General features: G+C 72.8%; 16 protein-coding genes. 8 read left to right on the top strand and 8 right to left on the bottom strand.

Features of this window, described 5'->3' with window-relative positions:
- Together AOK22_RS34755 and ureA are read right to left on the bottom strand one after the other, a co-directional pair.
- Positions 1–823, bottom strand: an 823-nt coding sequence (locus AOK22_RS34755) for an amidohydrolase family protein (protein WP_157872380.1), incomplete at its 3' end; no start/stop codon positions are given.
- Positions 820–1,524, bottom strand: a complete 705-nt coding sequence (ureA, locus tag AOK22_RS34760) for an urease subunit gamma (RefSeq protein ID WP_055702696.1) — start codon at positions 1,522–1,524, stop codon at positions 820–822. The genes ureA and AOK22_RS34755, both read right to left, overlap by 4 nt.
- A 166-nt stretch (positions 1,525–1,690) precedes the next feature.
- Here ureA and AOK22_RS34765 point away from each other — a divergent pair, with 166 nt between their 5' ends.
- Positions 1,691–3,094, top strand: a complete 1,404-nt coding sequence (locus tag AOK22_RS34765) for a cytosine permease (protein ID WP_055702697.1) — start codon at positions 1,691–1,693, stop codon at positions 3,092–3,094.
- Positions 3,095–3,163: 69 nt separating this feature from the next.
- Positions 3,164–3,322 (top strand): hypothetical protein, encoded by a 159-nt coding sequence (locus AOK22_RS41660; RefSeq protein ID WP_157872381.1) that lies wholly within the window; start codon positions 3,164–3,166, stop codon positions 3,320–3,322.
- 94 nt (positions 3,323–3,416) lie between these two features.
- Here AOK22_RS41660 and AOK22_RS34770 read toward each other — a convergent pair whose 3' ends face one another.
- A complete protein-coding gene (locus AOK22_RS34770; RefSeq protein ID WP_055702705.1) occupies positions 3,417–4,508 on the bottom strand; it encodes a branched-chain amino acid aminotransferase in 1,092 nt (363 codons plus the stop codon).
- Positions 4,509–4,755: 247 nt separating this feature from the next.
- Positions 4,756–5,796 (bottom strand): 3-isopropylmalate dehydrogenase, encoded by a 1,041-nt coding sequence (locus AOK22_RS34775; RefSeq protein WP_055702698.1) that lies wholly within the window; start codon positions 5,794–5,796, stop codon positions 4,756–4,758.
- A gap of 151 nt (positions 5,797–5,947) precedes the next feature.
- Between AOK22_RS34775 and AOK22_RS34780 the strand changes: the two genes are divergently transcribed.
- Positions 5,948–7,540 carry a purple acid phosphatase family protein gene (locus tag AOK22_RS34780; protein ID WP_055702699.1) on the top strand — a complete coding sequence of 531 codons (1,593 nt, stop codon included), beginning with the start codon at positions 5,948–5,950 and terminating at the stop codon, positions 7,538–7,540.
- Positions 7,541–7,551: 11 nt separating this feature from the next.
- Here the strand turns inward: AOK22_RS34780 and AOK22_RS43795 are convergent, their stop codons facing one another.
- Together AOK22_RS43795 and AOK22_RS34785 are read right to left on the bottom strand one after the other, a co-directional pair.
- A complete protein-coding gene (locus AOK22_RS43795) occupies positions 7,552–7,680 on the bottom strand; it encodes a hypothetical protein (RefSeq protein WP_107102103.1) in 129 nt (42 codons plus the stop codon).
- Between the two features lie 206 nt (positions 7,681–7,886).
- A complete protein-coding gene (locus AOK22_RS34785) occupies positions 7,887–8,759 on the bottom strand; it encodes a LysR family transcriptional regulator (RefSeq protein WP_055702706.1) in 873 nt (290 codons plus the stop codon).
- A 245-nt stretch (positions 8,760–9,004) separates the two neighbouring features.
- Here AOK22_RS34785 and AOK22_RS34790 point away from each other — a divergent pair, with 245 nt between their 5' ends.
- Positions 9,005–10,012, top strand: coding sequence for an NADP-dependent oxidoreductase (locus tag AOK22_RS34790; RefSeq protein WP_055702700.1), 1,008 nt, complete (start codon positions 9,005–9,007; stop codon positions 10,010–10,012).
- Between the two features lie 7 nt (positions 10,013–10,019).
- On the opposite strand, the gene AOK22_RS34795 is transcribed toward AOK22_RS34790, so the two are convergent.
- Positions 10,020–10,589 carry a GNAT family N-acetyltransferase gene (locus AOK22_RS34795; RefSeq protein ID WP_425264106.1) on the bottom strand — a complete coding sequence of 190 codons (570 nt, stop codon included), beginning with the start codon at positions 10,587–10,589 and terminating at the stop codon, positions 10,020–10,022.
- A gap of 34 nt (positions 10,590–10,623) precedes the next feature.
- Between AOK22_RS34795 and AOK22_RS34800 the strand changes: the two genes are divergently transcribed.
- The 4 genes from AOK22_RS34800 (at position 10,624) to AOK22_RS34815 (ending at position 14,177) form a co-directional block, all read left to right on the top strand.
- Complete coding sequence (locus tag AOK22_RS34800; protein ID WP_055702702.1) at positions 10,624–11,247, top strand: CDP-alcohol phosphatidyltransferase family protein; 624 nt, start codon at positions 10,624–10,626, stop codon at positions 11,245–11,247.
- Positions 11,244–12,107: a phosphatidate cytidylyltransferase gene (locus tag AOK22_RS43295; protein WP_055702703.1), complete on the top strand. Its 864-nt coding sequence runs from the start codon at positions 11,244–11,246 to the stop codon at positions 12,105–12,107. The genes AOK22_RS34800 and AOK22_RS43295 overlap by 4 nt, the downstream gene beginning before the upstream one ends.
- Positions 12,108–12,280: 173 nt before the next feature.
- Entirely contained in the window at positions 12,281–13,387 is a 1,107-nt protein-coding gene (locus AOK22_RS34810; protein ID WP_055702707.1) for a lysophospholipid acyltransferase family protein, read from the top strand.
- Between the two features lie 82 nt (positions 13,388–13,469).
- A complete protein-coding gene (locus tag AOK22_RS34815) occupies positions 13,470–14,177 on the top strand; it encodes a nitroreductase family protein (RefSeq protein ID WP_055702704.1) in 708 nt (235 codons plus the stop codon).
- On the opposite strand, the gene AOK22_RS34820 is transcribed toward AOK22_RS34815, so the two are convergent.
- A partial coding sequence (locus AOK22_RS34820) for an oxidoreductase (RefSeq protein WP_482255565.1) occupies positions 14,156–14,765 on the bottom strand: 610 nt, incomplete at its 5' end. The two genes, AOK22_RS34815 and AOK22_RS34820, sit on opposite strands and share 22 nt — an antisense overlap.

Raw genomic sequence — 14,765 nt, forward strand, 5'->3', positions numbered from 1 at the left:
TCCGCCCCTCCAGGACCTTCAAGGTGTCCTCGACGGAGAGGCATTCGTTCAACCCGTCGCTGTGCAGCGCGACTTGGACGTCGTGCTCCTCGGCCACCCGCAACGCCGTATCAAGGGCACGCGTGTGCGCGCCCATGTCCTCGTGGACCTTGAAGCCGGACGCGCCGCCCTCGGCGAGCGCCTCGATCAGGGGGGCGTCGTGGGAGGAGGAACCCCGGCCCAGGAAGCCGATGTTGACCGGCCAGGCGTCGAAGGCGTTGAACGCGTGGCGAAGGGCCCACGGCGAGTTGACGCCCACGCCCCAGACCGGACCGAACTCCTGGCCGATGATCGTGGTCACGCCGGACGCGAGCGACGCCTCCATGATGCGGGGCGAGAGCAGGTGGACGTGCGTGTCCACGGAACCGGCCGTGGCGATGAGCCCCTCCCCCGACACGATGGACGTGCCGGTGCCGACGACGACGTCGACACCGTCGAGGGTGTCGGGGTTGCCGGCCCGCCCGATGGCGTGGATGCGGCCTTCCCTGATCCCGATGGACACCTTGCGGATGCCCTGCACGGCGTCGATCACGACGACGTTGCTGATCACGACGTCACAGGTGTCACGGACCGCCGCGGCCTTCAGGTGCAGCCCGTCACGGGCCGTCTTGCCGAACCCGGCGAGGAACTCGTCGCCGTACCGCTGCGCGTCCGACTCGATCCGGATCGTCAGCCCGGAGTCACCGAGCCGGACCCGGTCACCCGCGCGGGGGCCGTGGGTGGCGGCGTATTCGTACGGGGTGAGGCGGCGCGGTTCGGCGGGGTGTCCTCCGGGGCGGCTCATCGTTCGGCCTCCTGCTCAGTCGTGTCGGGTACGCCGAGGTAGCCGCAGGCCGCGGCGCGGCGCAGCGCCTCTTCGCGGGCGCCCGGCGCGTCGAGGGGCCCGTCCACCAGGCCCGCGAAGCCGATGGCGATCCGTTCGCCGCCGATCGGCAGCAGCCCCACGTCGGCGCTCTCGCCGGGCCCGAAGCGGACGGAGGATCCGGCGGGGACGGCGAGCCGCAGGCCGTAGGCGGCGGCGCGGTCGAAGTCGAGCCGCGGGTTGGCCTCGAAGAAGTGGAAGTGCGAGGTCACGGAGACGGGCACGGTCGCGGTGTTGTGCACGGTCAGCGTCACGACCGGCTCGGGGTCCGCGTGCGCCGGGCCGGGCAGGAGCGCGCCGGGCGCCTGCTCGCCGAGTCCGGCGCCGATCGGGTCCGAGACGACCGCGAGGCGCGAGCCGTCGTCGAAGACGGCCTCCACGTGCACCTCGGTCACCACGTCCGCGACGCCGGGCAGCACGTCGTCGGGGCCGAGCACGGACCGGGCGCGCTCGACGGCCTCGGCGAGCCGGACGCCGTCGCGGGCGGCCTCGCACACCGTGTCGGCGATCAGCGCGGTCGCCTCGGGGACGTTGAGCCTGAGGCCCCGGGCCTTGCGGGACCTGGCGAGCTCGGCTGCCCCGAAGAGCAGCAGCCGGTCGCGTTCGGTAGGCGTCAGTCGCACGCTCCGTTCCTTCCTGTACCCGATCATGGTTCGGTTTTTAGAGCATCACTCTAACCATGGAATCCGCACGCGGGAAGCATTGACGTGGAGTACACATTCGCGTCAGATTGAGCGCTGCTCAAAACTAGGGCAACCATCGGGACCAGCGAGCGTCAGGGGCACCCTCATGCCGATAGAACAGCGCGGAGTCGACACCATCCCGGACGAGGAGCGCACCAGCGGCCCTCGTGACCTCGTGTCGATCCTGATCGGCTCGAACCTCTGCCTGGGGGTGATCATCTTCGGCTGGCTGCCGGTGTCGTTCGGCCTGAACTGGTGGCAGTCGGTGAGCGCGGTCGTGGCGGGCACCGTGCTCGGCACCGCCCTGACGGCACCGCTCGCCCTGGTCTCCCTGCGCACCGGCACGAACCTCTCGACCTCCTCCGGCGCCCAGTTCGGGGTGCGCGGGCGGCTGGTCGGCTCGGTCGTGGGGCTGCTGCTCTCCCTCGGCTACACCGCGCTGACCATCTGGATCGGCGGCGACGTGATGGTGGGCACCCTGCACCGCCTGCTCGGCCTGCCCGCCGGCGGACTCTCGTACGGCGTCGTCTACGCCGTGCTCGCCGCCGCCACCGTCATCGGCGCGGTCTTCGGATACCGCGTGCTGCTGCGCCTGTCCCGCGTCCTGGCCGTCGGCATGACCGCGCTCCTGGTCCTCGGACTCGTCGCGTACGCACCGGACTTCACGACGTCCGCGCTGCCGGGCGCGGGCGGCTACGCGCTCGGCTCGTTCTGGCCGACCTGGCTGCTCGCCCTGGTCGCGGCGGGCCTGTCGGGGCCGGTCGCGTTCATCACGCTGCTCGGCGACTACACCCGCTACATCTCCCCGGTCCGGCACGGCTCCCGCGCGGTGCTCGGCGCGGCCTGGCTCGGCCTGCTCGCGGGCCTGCTCGTCCCGCAGCTCTTCGGCACGTTCACGGCGTACGCGGCGCGCGCCGCCCTCGACTACGCGGGCGGGCTCGTCGAGGCGTCCCCCTCCTGGTACCTGCTGCCGCTGCTGCTCGCCGCCTCCGCGGGCTCGGTCGGCAACGCGGGCCTGATGCTCTACTCGATGGGCCTCGACCTGGACGCGATCCTGCCCCGCGCCTCGCGCGCCCGCGCCACGTACACCGTCGCCGTCACGGCCACGGCCTGCGTCTTCGTCGGCCACTACGCGTGGGAGGCGCAGGACGCGATGACGTCCTTCGTGCTGCTCCTGACGGCCATCGGCACGCCCTGGGCGGTCATCACGCTGATCGGCTTCGCGCGCTGCCGCGGGGAGTACGACGCGGACGCCCTCCAGGTCTTCAACCGCCGCTCCCGGGGCGGCGTCTACTGGTACCGGGGCGGCTGGAACCCGCGGGCCACCGCGGCCTGGGCCCTCGGCGCGGCCGTCGGCCTGCTCGCGGTCTCCCTGCCCTCGTACGAGGGCCCGCTGCTGTCCCTGACGGGCGGGGTCGACTGCAGCTTCCTGCTGTCCGGTCTCGTCGGCGGCGTGACCTACCTGGCACTCACCCCGCGCGCCGCCCCCGCCCCGGATCTCGTAGCCTGACCAGACCGCCTTGACCAGCGGAAACGGCCACGAGAACGGCCACGGACAGCAACAGGGGGAGCATCACCCATGGAAGAACTGATCGAACTCGGCGTACGCGCGGCGAAGGGGGCCGGTTCGGCGGTCCTCGGCCTGGTCGACGTCTTCAGCCACGCGCCGGGCGGGGAGTCGGCCGGCGAGGGCGAGAAGAAGGACGAGAAGAAGGACGAGGACACGGCGGAGGACTGAGGACCGGCAGGCCACGGACCGCCCGTACGGAAACGACGGGGCCCGGCCCCGGGGTGCGACACCCCGGGGCCGGGCCCCTTTCGAAGCAAGGACCTCAGCCGAGGTCGTGCATCCAGCCGTGCTGGTCCTTCGCCGTGCCGCGCTGGATGTCCAGCAGCGCGTCGCGGAGCTTCATCGTGACCTCGCCCGGCTCGCCGCCGCTCTGCTGCCACTCGCCCGCGTTGCACTTGACCGTGCCGACGGGCGTGATGACCGCGGCGGTGCCGCAGGCGAAGACCTCGGTCAGGGTGCCGTTCTCGGAGTCGCGCTGCCACTGGTCGATGGAGACGCGGCCCTCCTCCGACGCGTAGCCGAGGTCGCGCGCGACGGCCAGGAGCGAGTCGCGGGTGACGCCCTCCAGGATGGAACCGGTGAGGGTGGGGGTGACGATCTTGTCCCCGTACACGAAGTACAGGTTCATGCCGCCCAGCTCCTCCACCCACTTGTGCTCGACCGCGTCGAGGTAGGCGACCTGGTCGCAGCCCTTCTCCGCGGCCTCGGCCTGCGCGAGCAGCGACGCGGCGTAGTTGCCGCCGGTCTTGGCGTCGCCCATGCCGCCGGGCACGGCGCGCACGCGGTCCTCGGAGAGCCAGATCGAGACGGGCTTCACGCCACCGGGGAAGTAGGCGCCGGCGGGCGAGGCGATGACGACGAAGAGGTATTCGTTGGCGGGCTTCACGCCCAGGCCGACCTCGGTCGCGATCATGAACGGGCGCAGGTAGAGGGACTCCTCGCCGCCGTGCGCCGGGACCCAGTCCTTGTCCTGGCGGACCAGCAGGTCGCACGCCTCGATGAACGTCTCGACGGGCAGCTCCGGCATGGCGAGGCGCCGCGCGGAGGCCTGGAAGCGCCGGGCGTTGGCGTCGGGGCGGAAGGTGGCCACCGTGCCGTCGGGCTGGCGGTAGGCCTTCAGGCCCTCGAAGATCTCCTGGGCGTAGTGCAGGACGTTCGTCGCCGGGTCGAGGGCGAGCGGGCCGTACGGCACGAGCTGACCGTCGTGCCAGCCGCGGCCCTCCGTCCACTTGATCGTCACCATGTGGTCGGTGAAGTGGCGGCCGAACCCGGGACTGGCCAGGATCGCCTCGCGCTCGGCGGTGGCCAGTGGCGTCGAGGAGGGCTTGAGCTCGATGGTCGGCGTCGTCGTCATGAGTACTTCGTCCTTCACGGTGTGATGGTGACGGACCGCGCTCACGTCCGTACGTCCGGTACGAGGACGTCCGAGCTTCCCTGTTTTTCACGGCCCCACGTTCGATTATCGCTCGCGGGGCCCTGAGGAAGAAACGGCATGAATGCGGCCCGGGGGTCGATCGTGACACCCGGGGACCGCATACGAGAAGCCGCCGGGTGCCTTGTCGGACCCGGCGGCTTCTTTCTTGCGGTGGGGAGCAGCCGGGTCAGCCCGCTACTCGTACGGCGAGCGCGTCGCCGATCTGCTCGGTGCTGCGGACGGTGTCACCGCGCTCGGCGAGGTCCACGGAGACGGCCTCCTCGATGCGGGCGGCCTCGGTCTCGTAGCCGAGGTGGCGCAGCAGGAGGGCGACGGACAGGACGGTGGCCGACGGGTCGGCCTTGCCCTGGCCCGCGATGTCCGGGGCCGAGCCGTGCACGGGCTCGAACATGGACGGGAACTCGCGGCTCGGGTTGATGTTGCCGGAGGCCGCGACGCCGATGCCGCCGGAGACGGCCGCGGCGAGGTCGGTGATGATGTCGCCGAAGAGGTTGTCGGTGACGATCACGTCGAAGCGGCCGGGGTCGGTGACGAGGTAGATCGTCGCGGCGTCGACGTGGATGTAGTCGGTGGTGACCTCGGGGAACTCCTTGGCCACCTTGTTGAAGACGTTCGTCCAGAGGTGACCGGCGTAGGCGAGGACGTTGTTCTTGTGGACCAGCGTCAGCTTCTTGCGCGGGCGGGCCTGGGCGCGAGCGAAGGCGTCGCGGACCACGCGCTCCACACCGAAGGCGGTGTTGACGGAGACCTCGGTGGCGACCTCGTGCGGGGTGCCGGTGCGGATCGAGCCGCCGTTGCCCGTGTAGGGGCCCTCGGTGCCCTCGCGGACCACGATGAAGTCGATCTCGGGCTGGCCGGCGAGCGGGGTCGCGACGCCCGGGAGCAGCTTCGAGGGCCGCAGGTTGACGTGGTGGTCGAAGAGGAAGCGGAGCTTCAGCAGGAAGCCGCGCTCCAGGACGCCGGACGGCACCGAGGGGTCGCCGATCGCGCCGAGGAGGATCGCGTCGTGCTGCTTGAGGGCCTCGACGTCGGCGTCGGTGAGGGTCTCACCGGTGGCGTGGTACCGCTTGGCGCCGAAGTCGAACTCCTTCGTCTCCAGCTTCACGTCCTGCGGGAGCACGGCGTTGAGGACCTTGAGCCCCTGGGCCACGACCTCTTGGCCGATGCCGTCTCCGGGGATGACTGCGAGATTGATGCTGCGAGACATGACGGCACCCTACTCTCCGTCCCAGGGGATGACACTCGGCGTCCGGCATGCGGACACCCCTGGTCACCCGGTCCGCCCGCCACCACATGGACACCCGCTCTTCACCTCGGCGCCCGCCCGGAGTTGGCGTCCGCCGGGAACGTCTTCCGACATGGACACCCCCAAGGTCGGCATCCCGGAACGGCTCGCGGCCCGGATGAGCATGCCCGAGCAGCACGCCTACCTGCGCGGGAAGCTCTCCCGGCGCCGGGTGCTCGCGAGTGCGTTCGCCGCGGCCGGGACGGCCGGCGGCACCGGCCTGCTCGCGGGCAGTTCGAGCAGCGCGTACGGCCAAGGCTCCTCCCCCGCGCGGACGGCGGCGGCCCCGGCCGCGCCGGTGGAGGTGGACGGCAGGATGGTCGCGCCCTTCGGCCGGCACCTCGCCTTCGGGGCGGACCCCAGGACGCAGATGCGGATCTCCTGGCAGGTGCCGTTCGCGGTCAAGTCGCCTTACGTACGCATCGGTTCGAAGCCCTGGGAGCTGAGCCGGAAGATCGGGGCGGAGGTGCGCGACCTGCACACCCCGGCGCTGTCGAAGAAGCTGCCCGCGGTGGAGCAGTACTACCTGCACGCGGCGCTCGACGGCCTCGCCCCCGGCACGACGTACTACTACGGCGTCGGCCACGACGGCTTCGACCCGGCGTCGCCCGAGCGGATGGCGACGCTCGGCACGTTCACGACCGCGCCCGCGCGGCCGGAGACGTTCGTCTTCACCGCCTTCGGCGACCAGGGCGTCAGCTATCACGCGCTCGCCAACGACCAGGTGATCCTGGGCCAGAACCCGGCCTTCCATCTGCACGCGGGCGACATCTGCTACGCGGACACCACCGGGCACGGCAAGGAGTCGGACACCTACGACGCGCGCGTGTGGGACACCTTCCTCGCGCAGACGGAGTCCGTCGCGAAGTCGGTGCCGTGGATGGTGACGACCGGCAACCACGACATGGAGGCGTGGTACTCGCCCAACGGCTACGGCGGGCAGTCGGCCCGCTGGTCGCTGCCCGACAACGGCTTCGACCCGAGGAACGCGCCGGGCGTCTACTCCTTCCGGTACGGCAACGTCGGCGTCGTCGCGCTCGACGCGAACGACGTCTCGTACGAGATCCCCGCCAACAGGGGCCACTCGGACGGGAAGCAGACCGCGTGGCTCGATCGGCGGCTCGGCGAACTGCGCGCCGACGAGGACGTCGACTTCATCGTGGTCTTCTTCCACCACTGCGTGTACTCGACGTCGACGCACGCCTCCGACGGCGGGGTGCGCGACGCGTGGCTGGAGCTGTTCACCCAGCACCAGGTGGACCTGGTGATCAACGGCCACAACCACGTCTACGAACGCACGGACGCCGTCAAGGGCGGCGAGGTCGGCAGGCCCGTGCCGGTCGGCGCGTCGACCGATCCGACGCGCGACGGCATCGTGTACGTCACCGCGGGCGGCGCGGGCAAGGACCTCTACGGGTTCGGCCCCGGTGTCAGGGACAGCTACGAGGGCAACGTCCACGATCACGACCACGTCGCGACCTTCCACTGGACGACGTCCCGTGCCGCGCACCCGGACACCGTGGAGTGGTCACGGGTGCGCTACACCGGCTTCTCCTTCCTCGCGGTGGAGGTGACGGCCGGAGCGCACCCGAAGCTGGCGGTCTCCGCGCTCGCCGAGAGCGGCGAGCGCGTCGACCACTTCGATGTCGTACGCGGGACTCGGTGACCCGCCGGGGCTCAGTGCCCCGTCTCGCCGCCGTTGTCCCTGCGGTCGAGGGCGCGCTGGAGGGCGGCGGCGGCGTTCTTGCGCTCGGTGTCGGTCGTACGGGAGACGTGACGGACTCGGCGGACGGTCGTCTCGGCCATGGGAGATCCACTCCTTGAGGGAAGGGTGTATTCGAGACGCCGGAAAGGGCGGGGAGCGGCGGAGCGGCAGGGTTCGCCTGCGTGGGGCTCCGGCTCACGACCGCCATTCGCTTGATCGAGCGAGACGTTCGGCTCCTACAAAGCTAAGGGAGGACGGAGCGTCTGTCTCCACAATTACTCGGACTTCCTACTATCTGAGACGGGCCTCACCCGCGGGCCGCCCTCAGCTCGCGGATCAGGGCCCGCACGGCGAGGGAAGAGGCCAGCTCAGGGGTGGTGACATAGCCCACGGAGCGGGTCGGGCGGTCCGTTCCGAGATCACTGATCTCGATCGTGTCCGGTGCTCCGGTCAGCGAGAGGGCGGGCATGATCGCCATACCGTGACCGTTGCCCACCATCGAGAGCACCGCTCCGTCGTCCTCGGTCAGGACGGTCGCCCGGGGGATCCAGTCCTGCCGGCGCCACCACTCCCGGGTGTACGAGCCGCAGTTCTCGTGCCAGTCCACCAGCGGCAGCGCGCGCGGGTCGGGGTGGCCCGCCGGGTGCACGAGCGCGTAGGGCTCTTCCAGGAGTACGTCGCCGATGAGCCCGGCGGGCACGGGCGAGGACGGGCCGATCGTCGCGATGCCCACGTCGGCGCGGCCCTCGGCGACCTCGCCCGCGGTGCCCGCGCCCAGCTCGCGCACGACGCGGACCTCGGGCTCGATGCCGGGGTGGCGGGCGGTCAGCCGGGCGAGGGCGGCGGGCAGCAGGTGCAGGGCCGCGCTGCGGAAGGCGGCGATGCGCAGGGGCCCGGTGACCTCGCCGCGCCCGGCGCCGCGCGCCTCCGCCACGAGGGCGTCCAGGAGCCGCAGGACCCGGCGGGCATGGGCGGCCGCGGCGACACCGGCGGGCGTCGGCGTCGCCCCCTTGCGCCCGCGCTCGAAGAGGACCGCGCCGATCTTGCGCTCGGTGCCGCGGATCGAGTGGGACACGGCGGACTGCGTGAGCCCGAGCGCCCGCGCCGCCGCGGAGAACCCGCGCTCGCTGTCGACGGCGACGAGGATGCGGAGTTCGTGCGGGGCGAGGTCGGCGGGCAGCGAGGCGGTGGCGACGGACGCCTTCGGGGGGCGGGGCGCCTTCGCCGGGGTGGACTTCGCCGCGGTCGACTTCGCCGACGAGGGCTTCCTCGGCGAGGGGGGCTTGCCCGTTGAGGGGGGCTTGCCCGTTGAGGGGGCGCTCGCCAAGGGGCTCACCTGCTTCTATGAGGGGACCTCATGGTACGGGCCGTTCCATGAGCGCACCCCTCTCCCCCGGCCCCGCATTCCTTCCTACCGTCTGCGCCATGAACACCGACGCCACCGCGCTCACCGTCCACCAGACCGCCCGCCCCCACGGCTTCCCCACCACCGAGCACTTCGCCTTCGTCGAGTCGGCGGTGCCCGAACCCGCGCCCGGCACCGCCCTCGTCGAGAGCCTCTACTGGTCCGTGGACCCGTACCACCGCGAGATGATGGACGGCGACTTCGCGCTGCACGCCCCCTTGGAGGGCCGCACGCTCGGCCGCGTCATCGCCTCCCGCACCCCCGCGCTGCCCGAGGGCGAGATCGTCTTCCACCGCCGGGGCTGGCGCACGCACGCGGTCGTCACCCCCGAGGAGGCCCGCCGCGTCGCCCGCTTCGACGGCGTGCCGCTCTCCGCGCACCTGAGCATCCTCGGCGGCACCGGCCTGACCGCGTACGTCGGCCTGACCCGCGTCGCCGAACTGCGTGAGGGACAGGACCTGTTCGTCTCCGCGGCGGCCGGCGGCGTCGGCACGGCGACCGGGCGCCTCGCGCGCCTGATGGGCGCGGGGCGGATCGTCGGCAGCGCGGGCACGGCGGCGAAGGCAGCCCACCTCACCGAGCACGTCGGGTACGACGAGGTCTTCGACTACCACGCGGGCCCGACGGCCGACCTCCTCGCGAAGGCGGCGCCCGACGGAATCGACGTCTACATGGACAACGTCGGCGGCGAGCACCTGGAGGCGGCGATCTCCTCGCTGCGCGCGTACGGGCGGATCGTACGGATCGGCACCATCGCCCAGTACAACGCCACGGGCGCGCCGTACGCGCTGCGCAACCTCCCCGACATCGTCGAGAAGAGCCTGCGCATGGAGGGCTTCCTCGTCGCCAACCACCGTGACGTAGAAGAGGAGTTGTACGAGTTCGTCGTGCCGCACCTGCAGAGCGGGCGGGTCGGCCTCGACGAGACGGTGGTCGAGGGGTTCGAGCACATCGTCGACGCCTTCCTCGGAATGCTGCGGGGCGAGAACCGCGGAAAGATGATCGTCCGCGCGGCCACGGAGGCCTGACACACCCTCAGAACACGTCCCCGTCCCGCCAGTCGATGAGCAGCTCGTGCGCCGGGTCGAGGTCCGCGTGCCACAGGAGGGGCGGGTCCTCGTCCGGCATGGGGATCGCGCCCGTGGGCCCGAGCGTGCCGACCGCGCCCTTCCACTCGACCCAGCCGCGCCCGAGGTAGAGCCGCTCGCCCTCGGACGACGCCGACAGCGCGCCGAGCGCGTACGCCCCGTCGATGACGCGCTCCAGGGCGCCCATCACCTGCCCGCCGAGACCCTGCCGGTGCCGGTCGGGGCGGACCGCGACCGCCTCGACGTAACCGACCCGCAGGGAACGGCCATTGTGGAGGATCCGGCGCTGCACCACGGAGCCGTGCGCGAGCAGCGCGCCCGCGCCGTCGTGCACCACGGCGTGGATGCCGCCGAGTCCGTGGTCCCAGTCCTCGTCGCTGAAGTCGCCGTCGAACGCCTCGTCCATGAGGGCGCGGGCGGCGCGCAGTTCGGCCGCCGTCAGATCGCTGGTGTGGGCCGTACGCAGGGTGTTCACGCACCTACCGTACTCAGCCCCGATCTGAGTACGCACGCAGATCCACCCGCGCCCGCCCGGCGGCAGAGTCGGTGCCATGAACGGCCTCTACGCTCTCAAGCCCTGGTACGCGGACAAGCTGTCCGGTGTGCGTGCCGCACTCGTGCGCCGCGAGGTGTCGCCCGACACCCTCACGGCGGCGGGCGTGGTGTGCGCGGCGGGCGCGGCCGCGGCCCTCGGCCTGCTGCCCTTCGGGGTCTCGGCACCGCTGGTGGCGGTGCTGCTCGCCGCGCGCCTCGCCTTCGCGAACCTCGACGGCGCGCTGGCCCGTGACACCGGGCGCACGACGCGCCGGGGGTCGCTGCTCAACGAACTGGGCGACCGTGCGGCCGACTTGATCGTCCTCGCGGGTTTCCTGCCGCTGGCCCCGCTGTGGCTGGTGGTGGCGGCGGGCCTCGCGGCGACGCTGCCGTCCTGGGTGTCGCTGGCGGGCGCGGCGGCCGGCGCGGGGCGCCTGAACGGCGGCCCGGTCGGCAAGACGGAGCGCTGCGCGCTGGTCGTGGTGGCGGCGGCGTCCGGGTGGGCGGTGCCGGTGCTCGCGGTGATCGCGGCGGGCTCGTTCCTGACGGCGGCGCTGCGGTGCGGGCGGCTGTGGCGGGAGCTGGGCACGGAGTCCTCGGCGGGCGCCGACGCCTCCGTCGGCGTCCGGGGTGCGCGGTGAGCGCGGTGTTCGTGGCCGGGGAGGCCGCGGGGCGGGCGGTGCCCGTGGTCGCCGGGGTGCTCGGCGCGGGCGGGGTCGCGGTCGCGGCGCTGCCCTCGCGGGTGCGGATGCGGACCGAGCTGCGCAAGCGGTGGCGGACCTGGGCGCTGGCCGCGCCGCTGTTCCTCGGCGCGTTCTTCCTGGGCGGGGCGGGGGCGTTCGCGCTCGCGGCCGGTCTCGGGGTGGTCGCGGTCGGCGAGTACGCGCGGATGGCGGGGCTGCCCCCGGGCGAGCGGCTCGTCCTGGGGGCGGGGGCCGTGGCGCTGCCCGGTCTGGCCTGGGCCGCGCCCGGAGCCCTCGACCCGCGGACGGCGGGCGTGCTCCTGGTCGCCGCCGCGTCGGTGGCGCTCCTGTCCGGGGACACCGCCACGGGCTTCACGCGCGCGTGCCGCACGGTGTTCGGCCTGCTGTGGATCCCCGTCTCGCTGACCGGCCTCGTGCTGCTCGGCGACACGGCGGTGGCGGTGGGCGTCGCGGTGGCGTTCGGGGACGTGGGCGCGTGGTGCGGCGGCACGGCGCTCGGCCGCAGGGGGCCGCTGTCCCGTCCGCTCTCGCCGCTGTCGCCGAACAAGACGTGGGCGGGGGTCGCGGGCGCCGCCGCCGCGACGGCCGCCGCGCTCGCCGCGGTCGGCGCGTTCACGCTCGTCGTGTGGGCGGCGGTGCTCGTCGGCTGCGTCCTCGGCGACCTCCTGGAGTCGATGGTCAAGCGCGAGGCGGGCGTGAAGGACGCGGGCAGCTGGCTCCCGGGCTTTGGTGGCCTCCTGGACCGCGTCGACTCGCTCCTCGTGGCGCTGGCGCTGACGATGGTGGTGACGCTGTGAGCGGGCTGAAGGCAGGGTCCGGTCAGGAGCGCGGGCTGAAGGAAGGGTCCGGTCAGGAGCTCGACAGCGCGCGGCGGACGGCATCGGCCCGTCCGGCGCTTGAGACCCGGGGTCCGGGGCGGGGCCTCGTCGCGGCGCGTCTTCGCCGGGCGCTGTGGTGGATCCTGCTCACCGTGACCGGAGGGGTCACGCGCCGCGGGCGCCTCCCCCGCGGTGGCTGCGTCGTCGTCGCCAACCACTCCTCCCACGCCGACACCGCCGCCCTGCTCGCCGCGCTGGACGCCCGGCACGCCCCGGCGATCGGCGCCGCCGCCGACTACTGGTTCGCCTCGCCGTGGCGCAGGCGGATCTGCAGCCGGCTGGCCGCGGGCTTCCCGGTGCGCCGCACGGGCGGCGGCATGGACGACCTGCTGGCCAAGGCGGACGACCTGCGCGTGGGCCGTGCCGTGGTCCTCTTCCCGGAGGGCACGCGGGCGCGCGACGGCGAGCTGGGGTCGTTCCACCGGGGCGCGCTGGTCCTCGCCGCGCACGCGGGCGTCCCGGTCGTGCCGGTCGCCATCGCGGGCACGGACCGGCTGCTGCCCAAGCACGGCAGGCTCCGTCCGGCGCTGGTACGGGTCGCCATCGGAGCGCCGCTGCCCGCGTCGGCCACGCCGGACGAGGCGCGCGAGGCGGTGGCGGCGCTGCGTCACCGTACGACCGGCGAACCGCTCGCCGACTCCCGCGCGCGCAAGCGGATCGCGGCCGTCGCGGGCTCCCGCCTCGGCCTCGCGCTCGGCTTCGCGTGGGCGTGCGCGGAGGCCCTGAGCTGGCCGCTGATGCCGGAACTGTTCCTGGCGATCGCGTGTGTCGCGGTGCCGCGGCGGGCCCTGAAGCTCTCGCTCGCGGCGCTCGCGGGCAGCCTCGCCGGCGGGCTGCTCGCCCTGCAACTCGCCGCGTCCGGCGTGCAGTTGCCGCAGCCGCTGACCACGGACCGGATGCGCGCGGAGGTGCGCCACGAGCTGTCCGTCGAGTCGGCGGCGGCCGTGCGCCACCAGCCGTGGAACGGCATCCCGTTCAAGGTGTACGCGCGGGAGGCGGGCCGCGCCGACGTCGCGCCGTCCGACTGGCTGGCCCGTTCGGCGCTCTCGCGCGGCTCCCGCACCCTGACCGTCGGCCTGCTCTTCGGCGCCCTCGGTTTCCTCGCGCACCGGATGCGGCGGCTCTACGGCGTGTATCTGGTGCTGCTGGGCGCCGGGTTCACGGCCGGGCTCGCGCTGATCGTGGCGGGCTGGAGCTGACCCGGCGCCGTACCCCTCGCCCCTTTCCGAAATTGGTCTGCACCATGGCGTGAGCGGCCCCTTCCACCGCAGAATCTGACCCATGCCTGAGAACCAGCAGCAGCGAGAGTGGACACCCATCCACGGCGAGCCCTACCGCTCCGTTCCCTACCGTCCGGAGCGCATGCCCGAGGCCGAATCCCTGGCGCACTCGGCACAGTTGAAGGACCGGATGCGGGAGCGCAGGACCGTGCGGCAGTTCGCGCCCGACCCCGTGCCCGCCCAGGTCGTGCGCGACGCCATCGCGTGCGCGGCGACCGCGCCGTCCGGGGCGCACCAGCAGCCGTGGACGTTCGTCCTCGTCCAGGATCCGGAGATACGGCGCCGTATCCGCGAGGCGGCCGAGCACGAGGAGCGGATCTCCTACGACGGGCGGCTCGGCGAGGAGTGGCTCGCCGCCCTGCGCCCGCTCGGCACGGACGAGGTGAAGCCGCATCTGACGGACGCGCCCGCGCTGATCGTCGTCTTCCAGCAGCGGTACTGGCTGGGTGAGGACGGCACCAGGCACAAGCACTACTACGTCGACGAGTCGGTCGGCATCGCGGTGGGGATGCTGCTGTCGGCGCTGCACCTGTCGGGCCTGGCCGCGCTGATCCACACGCCGAGCCCGATGCGGTTCCTCTCCGAGGTGCTCGGCCGCCCCGAGAACGAGAAGGCGTTCGCGGTGATCCCGGTGGGCTATCCGGCGGCGGACTGCCAGGTCCCCGACCTCGTACGGAAATCGCTCGATCAGGTCCTCGTGGAGGTCTGAGCGGACACCAGCAGGTCCGCCAGGGAGGGGTAGTCGGTGTAGCCGCGCGCGCCGTTGGTGTAGAGGTGCGCCGCGTCGATCTCCTGAAGGGGCGCGTCGGCCGCGAACCGCTCCGGCAGGTCGGGGTTGGAGATGAACGACCGTCCGTAGGAGACGAGATCGGCGGTCCCGGAGGCGAGGAGGGCTTCACCCGCCTGCCTCGTCGTCGGGTCGCCGTTCTCGCCGACGTTGCCGATGAGGACGCCGTGCCAGTGGGGGCGCAGGTCGGTCAGGGCGGGGTAGGCGTCGTTGTCGGTGAGGTGGAGGTAGGCCAGGCCGAGGCCGTCGATCTCGTCGAGCAGCGCGCGGTAGACCGGTCCGGGGTCGGCCTCGGACATGCCGAACTGCGGGTTGCCGGGCGAGAGACGGAGCCCGAGCCGCTCGGCGCCGATCGCGTCGGCGACGGCGCGCACGACCTCGACGGCGAAGCGGATGGTGTCGGCGATGGAGCCCCTGCCGTACGCGTCGTCGCGCAGGTTGGTGTTGTCGGCGAGGAACTGGTGGATCAAGTAGCTGTTGGCGCCGTGCAGTTCGACGCCGTCGAAGCCG

This window comes from Streptomyces silaceus, from assembly GCF_001419745.1.
GTDB lineage: Bacteria > Actinomycetota > Actinomycetes > Streptomycetales > Streptomycetaceae > Streptomyces > Streptomyces silaceus.

Coding starts and splice junctions, on each gene's coding strand:
- AOK22_RS34765 (WP_055702697.1), top strand. CDS start 1,691: ATGCCGATAGAACAGCGCGGAGTCGACACCATCCCGGACGAGGAGCGC.
- AOK22_RS41660 (WP_157872381.1), top strand. CDS start 3,164: ATGGAAGAACTGATCGAACTCGGCGTACGCGCGGCGAAGGGGGCCGGT.
- AOK22_RS34770 (WP_055702705.1), bottom strand. CDS start 4,508: ATGACGACGACGCCGACCATCGAGCTCAAGCCCTCCTCGACGCCACTG.
- AOK22_RS34775 (WP_055702698.1), bottom strand. CDS start 5,796: ATGTCTCGCAGCATCAATCTCGCAGTCATCCCCGGAGACGGCATCGGC.
- AOK22_RS34780 (WP_055702699.1), top strand. CDS start 5,948: ATGGACACCCCCAAGGTCGGCATCCCGGAACGGCTCGCGGCCCGGATG.
- AOK22_RS43795 (WP_107102103.1), bottom strand. CDS start 7,680: ATGGCCGAGACGACCGTCCGCCGAGTCCGTCACGTCTCCCGTACGACC.
- AOK22_RS34790 (WP_055702700.1), top strand. CDS start 9,005: ATGAACACCGACGCCACCGCGCTCACCGTCCACCAGACCGCCCGCCCC.
- AOK22_RS34800 (WP_055702702.1), top strand. CDS start 10,624: ATGAACGGCCTCTACGCTCTCAAGCCCTGGTACGCGGACAAGCTGTCC.
- AOK22_RS34815 (WP_055702704.1), top strand. CDS start 13,470: ATGCCTGAGAACCAGCAGCAGCGAGAGTGGACACCCATCCACGGCGAG.